General features: G+C 64.3%; 8 protein-coding genes and 2 pseudogenes. 9 read left to right on the forward strand and 1 reads right to left on the reverse strand.

Going from position 1 to position 10,231, the window contains the following annotated elements; genetic code table 11:
• A partial coding sequence (locus tag RKE29_RS23685; protein ID WP_312007617.1) for an integrase core domain-containing protein occupies positions 1-348 on the forward strand: 348 nt, incomplete at its 5' end.
• Positions 349-387: 39 nt separating this feature from the next.
• Here the strand turns inward: RKE29_RS23685 and RKE29_RS23690 are convergent.
• Positions 388-666: pseudogene (locus RKE29_RS23690) on the reverse strand (site-specific integrase); the annotation flags it as partial.
• Positions 667-764: 98 nt separating this feature from the next.
• Here RKE29_RS23690 and RKE29_RS30860 point away from each other — a divergent pair.
• From RKE29_RS30860 to RKE29_RS23720, 8 genes and pseudogenes are all read left to right on the forward strand, one after another.
• Positions 765-1,163: pseudogene (locus RKE29_RS30860) on the forward strand (hypothetical protein); the annotation flags it as partial.
• Positions 1,164-1,233: 70 nt separating this feature from the next.
• Positions 1,234-2,463 (forward strand): hypothetical protein, encoded by a 1,230-nt coding sequence (locus RKE29_RS23695; RefSeq protein WP_312007618.1) that lies wholly within the window; start codon positions 1,234-1,236, stop codon positions 2,461-2,463.
• A 168-nt stretch (positions 2,464-2,631) separates the two neighbouring features.
• Positions 2,632-3,045, forward strand: coding sequence for a hypothetical protein (locus RKE29_RS23700; RefSeq protein WP_312007619.1), 414 nt, complete (start codon positions 2,632-2,634; stop codon positions 3,043-3,045).
• The gene (locus tag RKE29_RS23705; protein ID WP_312007620.1) at positions 3,042-6,791 is read left to right on the forward strand and encodes an AAA domain-containing protein; all 3,750 of its coding nucleotides are present in this window, start codon (positions 3,042-3,044) and stop codon (positions 6,789-6,791) included. Before RKE29_RS23700 ends, RKE29_RS23705 begins: the two co-directional genes overlap by 4 nt.
• Before the next feature lie 446 nt (positions 6,792-7,237).
• Positions 7,238-7,402 carry a YhhA family cyclophane-containing RiPP gene (gene yhhA, locus RKE29_RS30865; RefSeq protein ID WP_369016051.1) on the forward strand — a complete coding sequence of 55 codons (165 nt, stop codon included), beginning with the start codon at positions 7,238-7,240 and terminating at the stop codon, positions 7,400-7,402.
• A 33-nt stretch (positions 7,403-7,435) separates the two neighbouring features.
• Positions 7,436-8,542, forward strand: a complete 1,107-nt coding sequence (gene yhhB / locus RKE29_RS23710) for a cyclophane-forming radical SAM/SPASM peptide maturase YhhB (RefSeq protein WP_312007623.1) — start codon at positions 7,436-7,438, stop codon at positions 8,540-8,542.
• A gap of 14 nt (positions 8,543-8,556) precedes the next feature.
• Complete coding sequence (gene yhhC, locus RKE29_RS23715; RefSeq protein WP_312007621.1) at positions 8,557-9,195, forward strand: cyclophane-containing peptide 2OG-Fe(II) oxygenase YhhC; 639 nt, start codon at positions 8,557-8,559, stop codon at positions 9,193-9,195.
• A complete protein-coding gene (locus RKE29_RS23720) occupies positions 9,188-10,003 on the forward strand; it encodes an HEXXH motif-containing putative peptide modification protein (RefSeq protein ID WP_312007622.1) in 816 nt (271 codons plus the stop codon). The genes yhhC and RKE29_RS23720 overlap by 8 nt, the downstream gene beginning before the upstream one ends.
• The last annotated feature ends 228 nt before the right edge of the window (positions 10,004-10,231 follow it).

The following is a 10,231-nucleotide window of genomic DNA, read 5'->3' on the forward strand; positions in this document are numbered from 1 at the left end:
AAGACCAAGAAGGACTCCGACCTGATCCATCACAGCGACCGCGGGTCGCAGTACGTGTCCATCCGGTACACGGAGCGTCTCGCCGAGGTCGGCGCCTCCGCGTCCGTCGGGTCCGTCGCGGACAGCTACGACAATGCGATGGCCGAGGCCCTCAACGGCACGTTCAAGGCAGAACTGATCGAGCATCAGGGACCGTGGCGGGACTTCGACGAGGTCGAGCGGGCCGTCTTACAGTGGGTCGCGTGGTACAACAGTGAACGACTCCACTCCTCCCTCGGCTACGTACCACCGGACGAGTACGAGCAGGCGTACTGGGCGCAACTGGAGGAAGCCCCGCAGACCGCTTGATCACACGATCGCGGACTCTACGAAACTAGGGGCAGCTCACAGGTCGTAGAAGCGGAAGCCAGGCGGAAGCCCGACCTTCTCCCTGGCCTTGCGCCACCTCCGCCCGAAGGTCGACCGGCGGAAGGGCGCGCCACGCTCGCCGACGAACAGCAGCCCGTCCGGCTCCTTGGCGGCGAACCAGTCGAGATGCCTCAGCACGTCGACCGACATGAACCCGGGTAGGACGATGGTCCGCTTCCCCGCCTGGGACTTCGGATCGCCGGTCACCCGCTTGCCGGTTGTCAGCTCGGGCGAGGCGCGGCTGATACGTAGCAGGACGGGCTGATGCCCCGCGTCACGCTGCTGCTGCCGGGCCTGCGGCTCGTCGGAGAAGATGACATCCGGCCGCCGGAGTTCGGCNCCCCCGCGCCAAGCAGCTCGCCGAGGCCATAGTCGGCCACACGGCGGCCCAGCGCCAGGAGACGGGCTTCCTGGTCGTCCGGCCCTTCAACCTCTACGGCCCCGATCCGACTGTCGACCACCTCAACCCCACCGTCGCCCGCCAAGCGCGGACCGGCGACCGGCTGGCCCTCGGCAACCTGGACTCCGCAATGTCTTTCGGTCCGGCCAGCACGGCCGGACCGAGCGGCTCATCAGGCACGACGGTGGCGATCGCGTCTGCTCTCCACCCCGACACGGATCAGGCCAACTTCTGTTCTCACCGAGGTGTACCGACGGTTGGCCGGGGCGAGGACCTCGGCCTCGCCGGCTCTGGCCCCAGGGGACCGAAGCTACGACTCGCCTTTTTCAGCCGTCATTCGGTCGTGCGCCCTTGATGCGCCCCCCGCGCCGCGGTTAGTGTCCCGCCCTTGCCATGTGTTCGCTTGATCGCGGATCGGAGAGCGCGTGAGGAAGGATGCCAAGGACATACTGAAGGACCTGGCGAAACCGTGGAATGTGCAAGTCCACTCCACGGCTGCCCTTGCGGGCTCCGTCGCGGACGCGGCCGCCAGAGACGACGAGCAGCGCCGAGAAGAAGATCGCGAGCCGCTTCGCCGGAAGCCGGGGTTGGCGGGCATCTCCGGAAGCGGATGCGGAACGTCGATCAGGCTCACCCCATGGGAACTCCTGCATGCACTCGGACGTGCCGTCGTCCTAGCACGGCAAGGTGCGGGGCGAGGGCTAGCCGAGCACTGGAGCAGTCTGAAGTACTGCCAGGCGCTGACAGGCGGCGACGGACACTACATGGCCTTGTCACCGGAGGGGTTGAATCCGAGGCGGCACTACAAAACGGTGCAGTCCAGCGAACTTGGCATCGGCTTCGCCGTTGCCCTCGCGGAACGCATGCTGCGGAAGCGCTACCCGCAGCATTCGGTCTCCGTCATCGATGCGGACATCGCGCTGCAAGCGGGCTGGGCCTTGGTCGGCAAGGACGTGAAACGGCGAGACTGGATCCGTCTACGGCCCGACTTCCTCCTGGAAGCGTGGAAGCCCGGCGAGCCGTCGAAGATCATCCCGGTGGCCTGCAGGGGTACCCATGCGAAGACCTCGTACGTGTACACACAACTGGCCGGTGCCTCGGCCCAGGTGGAGGCGTTCCACGTGGGGCCGTGGAACCAGACCCCGAGCCTGGTCGTGTCCACGGAGTTGCTCGGACAGGGCGGCATCACCATGCACGCCTTGTATGCGGAGGGCAGCAGCGCCCTGACCCCAGCACCTGGGGAACCGGAGGCCGACGCGGACCAGCCTCTGCACGACCTGAACATCTACCCCGAGGTACGGTTGCCTGCCGCAGAAGGCGAAGAAGAACCGCGCGACGGCGGCTTCCAGGTGCGGCCCGAACACTACGCCTGGTTCCGGCGCGCCGTTGTCCGCGCAGGGGTAGCCGGCCTCATGGCCTTCAGCGGGGGCGGGGACCTCACTGCCCAATACCTGACAAAACGTCAAGGAAGTGACCACTTCGAAGGCTTCGTCCACGCCGGCACGGGAATCGTCCAGGACGCCACAGCCGTCATCCGCGGTACCACATTCCTCGGGACGGACCACGTCTTCCGACTGAACGGAACCCGAGTCGAGGTCGCGGAGGGCCTCTTCCGACTGCTGGCCAAGGGGGCATGTGGAGGAGTACCGCCGTGAAGCTCATGCACTGCGAGCGAACTGGCTCTCCGCTCGAGGTCCCGATGACTGGGACGGTCCCGTCTCGCTGCGCGAAGACGGTTCGGTCATGGCCATGAAGCTCCTTTGACCACAGGTACGTTTACATCCAACAGAATCAACAGATCCACCACAGGGAGGAGCAAGTCAATGCAGGACGGGGGGCGCATGTGGCGCCTGGCCGTATCGGCTGGAAGCGACACATTGCGGCAGGAGCGTTTGACGCGCGATCTGCACGAAGCTCTGCGGAACCTGGACGACCTCAGTGTCGGCTTCGTCGACAACAGCCCGTCCGCCAAGGCCGGTCGCAAAGGTGCCGGTACGGGCGACATCGCGCTCTGGGCCGCGGCCGCAGCCGCGTCCCGTCCTGTCTCCCAGATCCTGATCACGCTGATCAAGGAGTGGAGCGCCAAGGAACGGCATCGCAAGGTCGACGTCAGCTACGAGGGCCACTCGGTCACGATCACCGGTCGGCCGGACGCTGATCAGGAACGGATGGTCCGCGAATTCCTCGATAAGGTGGCGGGCAGCAGGGGCGGCGGGCCGGAAGGCGGCGCCGAATGACCCGGTTGGTCCGGCGGCGAGCGCTGCTCATCGGCAACGAGCGGTACGACGACGGCCGCTTCGCGCCCCTGCCGTCTACACAGGCGGACATCTGGCAACTGAGCCAGGTCCTGCAGCATCGCAACATCGGCGCCTTCTCGTCCGTGGTCTGCCGGGACAACCTGACCGCGGACGACATGAGGCAGGCCATCTGCGAGTTCCTCGAGGATTGCGACCAGGACGAGCTGGCCTTGGTCTACGTGTCTGGTCACGGCACCCGGCTGGCCCAGTCCGGAGGCGAGTTCCACTTCATCGCCACCGACACAGACACCGACCGGATCGCCGAGACCGGTGTGACCGCGGGCTTCGTCAACGAGCAGTTGGAACAGTGCTGGGCGTCCCAAAAGGTCTTGATGATCGACTGCTGTCGCAGCGGTGGTTTCGCCGTGGGACTGCGTACCTCCGACCGCCGGGCTATCCGCTCAGTCGCCAAATCCGGCGAAGAGGCCCTGCTGGCCAGCCGCGGTGTCTATGTGCTGTCCTCCTCACGGGCCGGCGAGGATTCCTACGCCGACGCAGCGCCTGCCGGTGAGACGAAGCCGTCCGCCTTTACTACCGAGGTCGTCGAGGCCCTGCGGACGGGAAAGGTGGGCAAGGACGGCAGCGGTGAAGTCTCCGTCGACGACCTGTTTCACTACGTCAACCGGCGCATGCGAGCCCAGGGCGGCCAGCAGATCCCGGTGAAATCCGCACAGGGCGTCGATGATCGCATCATCATTGCAGGCTGTCCCCTCGGCAGCGCCCCGCTCCTCGTACCCCTGAGCCGCAGACCGGCAGACCAGACAGAGGGTGCCGCGCACCCGTTGGCGCCCAAATCGCGGCAGATCCATCCTTCTTGGACCACCCTCCTGGACTACTACCGAGAGTGCATACTGTCCGACAACAGCGAGACACCACTGATGTCAGTGGGTGATCACAACGCGTCGTACGTCTGTCTCACCGGCTCAGAACGCTTCCTCTCCGGTGACGTGGACGACGACGGTTGTACGGACCTCCCGCCTGAGGCGGTCTCCCTGGTGGAGTCGGCCGTGAAGCAGGAAGCCGAGCTCTGGGCCGGGTATCCAGCCGTAGTGCTGGGCGGGCCGCGCGGTAGGCGTCCGTGGCCGCATCCGAAATTCGCTCCACTGCTGGTGCGCCGCGTCGAGATCGTCCAACAAGACGGTGCCGTACGACTGAAGCCGTACGGCCCGGTCCAGCCTCATCCGCGCCTGGCCCGGGAGTGGCTCGGTGAGGAGGAAGGGGCACAGCTCGCCAGCACCTACCAACCCTCATGGCATCGCGGACAGCACGACCGCATGGCCGTCGACGCACGCAATCTGCTCATGCAGGAGTTCGAGCTGCCGTGCGTTCAGGAGCCTCGGCCAGACCAACTGGACGACCACATCGACATCCGGACGCCTGGCCACGGCGCCCGCAACGCCGCCGTCCTCTTCACTGCTCTCCCGGACACCAACTTCACAAAGAAGCTGATCGACGACCTCGACGCCATCGCAGGACTGACGAACCGCATCCGGTCTACGGCGCTCGGCTCTCTCTCCCCCGATCCGGCGGAGCGGGCTCACGCCTTCACTCACGCAGAGACGGCGCCCGTACGGCTGGTGACGCCTCTGCCCTGCAACGAGGCCCAGGCCGCGGTCCTCAACGCGGCGATGACTCGCCGTCTCACCGTGACAACCGGACCACCCGGCACAGGCAAGAGCCAGCTCGTGGCCAACCTTGTCGCCACCGCGGTGACGGCCGGACAGTCCGTGCTCGTAGCCTCCACCAACAACGAGGCCGTGGACGAGGTCTGGCGCCGCTGCGAGCAGCTCGTCCCGGCCAGTATGGTGCGCACCGGGTCCAGTCGGGCCAAGGGGATAGATTACCGGCAGACCGAGGCGACGGCCCTCCACACACTGCGTGCGATGCCGGACCCCGAGCACACCGTCGCCACAGCGACCATGGATGCAGTGGTGGCGGGCGACAAGCTGTGCGGCGCACGGCAGGGTCTCGCCCGCGCCGCACAGATCGAGAGGGAACAACACCGGATAGGCCAGGCACGAGAACAGCACGCCAGCCGGCTCGGACTGACCGTGGCCGAACTCGTCGCGCTCTTTGCCGCGAGGTCGGATCTCGGCCAGGTGGCGCGCAAAGGGCGACGCCTCGCCCGAGCGCGTGTGTTCGGTCGGCGGCGGCGCGCCAACCTACTGCGCAAGCTGGGCCTGGGAACGTACAACGGCGATTCCTCCCAAGGCTGTCTTTCCCTTGCTGAATTCGTGGCCGCCGAAGAGGAATGGCGTCGCAAACTCCCCCAGGCCGCGGACGTACGCGACGATTCTCTGGCCGCAGCGCTGGACACGGCCGAACAGGCCGTCCGAGCCACTTCGCTCGCTCTTCTGAAGACCGCCGTTCAGACCGGTGCCCGCAGCGGACGGCAGCGCATCCTGGGCCTGCTGAGCGCACGAGACAGCGACCGCAGCGACTGGCCGGCGGTCAAAGAAGTCCTGGGTCGTGCCCATGGAAACGAACAGAAGCCCGCAGTACCCGCCTGGGCCGTGACCAGCCTCTCGGCACGACGCTTTCCGCCTGAGCCCACCCTGTTCGACTTGGTCGTCATCGACGAGGCCAGCCAGTGCGCCATCCCGCACGTCCTTCCCATGCTTTTCCGGGCCCGGCGCGCCCTGGTCATCGGCGATGCCATGCAGCTACCGCACATCACGAAGGTGGGCCCGGAACGCGAGGCCCTCGTCCGACGCAAGACCGGACTCCGCTCCGACTGGCTGGAAAAACACCGTCTCGCTTACCGCCGCCACTCTGCCTTCCACGCCGCAGAACGCTCCGCAGGCGGCTCGCTGCTCCTCGACGAGCACTTCCGCTGCCATCCGGATATCGCGGCGGTGTCCAACGACCTCTTCTACGACGGCGGACTCACCGTCCTCACCGACATCCGGAATCGACCCTCCCTGCCCCGCCGCGCAATCATCTGGTCCGACGTACGCGGTGGTGCCGCCCGCCCGCCCCATGGGGGCTCCTGGGTCAACGCCGATGAGATCAGGCAGGTGGAAAGCTCAGTACGCTACCTGCTGGAACACCTACCGCCCGAGGCCACGGTCGGTGTGGTCACCCCCTTCAAGGGCCAGGCAGAAGAACTGGACAACCGCCTGGGCCGATACGGCCATGAACGGCTCCGCGTCGGCACCGTCCACACCTTCCAGGGCGGTGAGCGCGATGTCATGGTCTTCTCCCTCGTCGCCGCGGAAGGAATGACCCCGAGCGCCATCAGCTGGGTCGACCGCCAGCTCAACCTCTGGAATGTGGCGATCACCCGAGCGCGCACCCACCTCATCGTCGTCGGAGACGCCGATCTATGGCGAAGCCGGGGCGGTGTTGCCGCATCCCTGCTCGAAGCCGCCGAGGAAACGACCGCACCAGTGGACGAGGGCCAGGCGAACGTACTGCTGAAACGACTCTACCAACGGCTGTCCGAGCATTCCGGCACCAGCGTCGCACTGGGTGAAAGGGTTCACGGGCATCCCGCCGACGCAGTCCTGAGGACCCCGGATGGTGCAACGACGGCAGTGCTACTAGATCCTGGCCCGAACGAAGACAGCGACCCGGCGCGCCACTTGCGTCTGATGTTGCACCGTACGCGACTCCTCGATGGGGGGTCGGATGGCACGTCCATCCGCTATCCAGCGTGGAAGGTGTACGACACAAGCACGGGTTGAGCCCAGGGGCTCCAGAGGCGGTTGCCCCCCGCTCGGGCAGGCGCCAGTCACAAGGTCTCGTATGCACCCGCAACAGTGCGGACAGCCGATCTGTGACGCGCCGTGGCCCGTGCCCAAAGAGGAGCGCCGAGCCCCGCGCCGGTCCGATCTGCGGTGGGCCGCGCCCACCGCGTGCCCGTAAGGGCGGAGAACCATGGTCACCAAACGCGGAGGAGCGGCCGAGATGCTGTGGTTCCCTCGGAGGTCGGAGCGATTTGTACTACTTTGTCATCACTGCTGATCGCTGTCACGCCCAGCGAAGACGAGGAGACGCGATACAAGTGCCGACGAACGGTCTATAATCGGAGATGCGGACCGTAGAGACCAGTACTTTTGCACGCTCTGGCTCGCAACCGAGGGCCCACGGAGTCCTCAATCAATGCTAGTCGCTCGAAGGGACATCCCTTATGGACGCGGTAGAATCGGCCGACACTGCGGCGGTCTCAGTACCTGCCATCCCATCGCCGGAGATAGACAGTGTCGTCCTACAGCGCTTGATCGAGGAAGTCCGGACGAACGAACCCGTGGTGACTAATAGTTACAATCGGACCTACAACCGGCACAATCGCTAGAGGTCGGTCCTGAACCGGGAGATTGACACCGTACTGGTCAAGACGGCTAGCCGGTGCAACCTGGACTGCAGCTACTGCTACGTCTACAACCTCGGTGACGAAGGCTGGAAGAGCCAGCCTCGCCTCATGACAGACGCAGTGATGAGTGCTGTCATTGATCAGTTGAGCGCGCTCAGTCAGTCGCAGTCGCACCCGCTGAGCGTAGTACTGCACGGGGGCGAACCGCTCCTGCTTGGCATCGGTGCCACCGAGCGTTTCGTTGAAGGTCTCAAGTTGAGCCTGCGCGCAGATGCCGGTCTGCACATTCAGACCAACGGCGTGCTGTTAACCGACGAATTCATTGACGTCTTCGATCGCTACGACGTGGGGATCTCGATCAGCCTGGATGGTCCGGCCGAACTGCATGATCGGAATCGTCGGGACCGACACGGCGACGGTTCGCACGAGCGCGTGGTGGCTGGCGTTGCTCGACTCGTCGCACACCCGGCGAGTGAGCGGCTGTTCAGTGGATTGCTTGCGGTTGTTGATCCGACGTCAGACCCTATCGAGGTGTATGAATTCCTGAAGGCCACCGGGGCGCCATCATTCGACTTCCTCTATCGGGACGGAAACCATGACGCCCTTCCTCCAGGGAAGAGCCAGACGGATTCAACCGAATACGGCGACTGGATGGTGCGCCTGCTCGACCACTACCTCGCTGACCTGACCCCGCCTCGAATCCGCGTACTCGATGACCTCATCCGTCTCATCCTTGGCGGCCGTGGTCGCAAGGAAGGTATCGGGCAAGAGGAGTACGGCATTCTTGTGATCGACACCGACGGTCGTATCACTCGCAATGATACGCTGAAGGCGGCTTACCCCGGCGCTGATCGATTTCAGCTTGAGCGTTCAATAGTCAACCGAGATCTCCTTGACCAGCTCGCCGGCACAGAACTTGACGAGTACTTTGCCCTCCAGCATCCGACATCCCCGACCTGCGAAGCCTGCCCCGAGCTGACGGTATGCGGCGGAGGAATGCCTGCGCATCGCTGGTCTACCAAGAATGGCTACTCCAACCCGACCGTCTTCTGTAGCGACCAGCTTACACTGATCTCGGCTCTCAGAAGCCGTCTCTCCATTGCTGCCAAGGGAAAAGACTGACACGAGGGATCGCCGTGACGACCAACTCTCCGCCTGGACAAAGCGCATTGCAGGCATCCGATACGGCGGGGTGGCCGCAGCCAGATCTGGGTAGCCGCGAGGTGGCCGCAACTCCGTTTCGATACGCGACGTTGGCTGAGTGCTTCACGCCGCAGATCGGTGAGCACCTGCTCGAATGGCTTGAGCGCGACGCGCCGTGGATCGCGAAGCGGACCGACTTCTATGAGCAGTACGAGTTCAGCTGCTGGGATTGCGCGTCGCCGGCAGCTTCCTACCTGACCAGACACGACGTCCTCGATGCTGTCGGCACCGCAATGACAGGAATGTTCGGATGCGAGTTCATGCCGGACGTCAGCGTCGTGTGCCACAAGCTCGTGCGCGGGCATCGAATCGGCATACACAACGACTACCTCGTCGGAGAAGAGTCGCACCGACTGACCATCCAGCTGAACCGCGGTCTCGCTGACACCGATGGCGGCTTTCTGATGCTCTTCAGCTCTGGCGACCCCGCCGATGTTCACCGTGTGCTGCGTCCGCAACATCTGAGCGCACTTGCGTTTGAAATCTCACCCGACTCTTTTCACGCGGTTTCCGAGATGCATCGAGGAGCGCGATACACGGTCATTTACTCGCTCCGAGCTCGACATGATTAAGTCCCTCAGCCTGTGCCTGGGCGGGGAGGATCTGCTTTGGTTCCCCGGTCTGACGGCCGAACTAGTAGCGGAATTCATATCGCGCAATCAAGTGGAGCCGAGTCTCGTCGAACAGTATGGAACCTCTCGCTGGTTGGCGGGCAATGCGAGACCTCCCGTGCCCGACGGCGGTGACATTCGGGTTGGGCCTCACGTAGCGAAGATTGAGTACTTATCGAGAGAGACAGCGGCAGGATTCGAAGGTCTGCACTTTGCTGACAGTCGTGATCCGCAGATCCGTGGGCGGATCCAAGCGGCGGCTGATGTGCTTACACACGTCCCGAACATGACTGAGAGTATCGGCTCGGTCGTGAAGGCTATCCATCCGCTTCAAGCCCCGAGGGACCACGACGTCAGCCACAGCACGCCCGAGCTGCCGTTCTCAATCTTTGTCTCGATACCGGAGAAGGATGAGCGGGATGCATCACTAAGGGTGGCCGAGTCGATCATCCATGAATCGATGCACCTTCAACTGACTCTTGTGGACTCAATCGAGCCTCTGGCCGTAGATGATCGCGCCAGTGGCTACTCGCCTTGGAAGGATGAAGTTCGACCCGTCACCGGACTTCTGCACGGTCTCTACGTCTTTGCCGTCATCCACCAGGCGCTCGGCATTCTGACGGACGTACGCGGCGAGTGGTGCCAATACTGCCGCAAACGTAGTAGTGCGATCGAACATGAGATCGCCTCGCTGTCGGAGGTGCCGGAAGGACTTTCAAAAATGGGCATCAATTTGTGGCGTCGTTGTCTTGAAAGCATCGCAGCTTGAGGAAGGCTTCGACGGTCAACGGCCGGTTGCCCTGTTGACGCGAGCCCTGCGGTCCAAGAGCGCATGGCGCTATCCGCGCTTGACCCAGTCGAATGCGGCTCAGAACGCGGCTGTTACGCGACGCGGCAGCCCTTACAGTCGCCGCCACGCACCACTTCCGGACCATGTCCAACGGTACGCATCAGTCAGCCACGGTCACCAGATCAGGTCGGAGTCCTTCTTGGTCTT

It is taken from the genome of Streptomyces sp. B1866, from assembly GCF_031932565.1.
Taxonomy (GTDB): Bacteria; Actinomycetota; Actinomycetes; order Streptomycetales; family Streptomycetaceae; genus Streptomyces.

What these genes read in the sequence shown, in the direction of transcription:
- RKE29_RS23705 (WP_312007620.1), top strand. Translation starts at nt 3,042, where the DNA reads ATGACCCGGTTGGTCCGGCGGCGAGCGCTGCTCATCGGCAACGAGCGG.
- yhhA (WP_369016051.1), top strand. Translation starts at nt 7,238, where the DNA reads ATGGACGCGGTAGAATCGGCCGACACTGCGGCGGTCTCAGTACCTGCC.
- RKE29_RS23700 (WP_312007619.1), top strand. Translation starts at nt 2,632, where the DNA reads ATGCAGGACGGGGGGCGCATGTGGCGCCTGGCCGTATCGGCTGGAAGC.
- RKE29_RS23720 (WP_312007622.1), top strand. Translation starts at nt 9,188, where the DNA reads ATGATTAAGTCCCTCAGCCTGTGCCTGGGCGGGGAGGATCTGCTTTGG.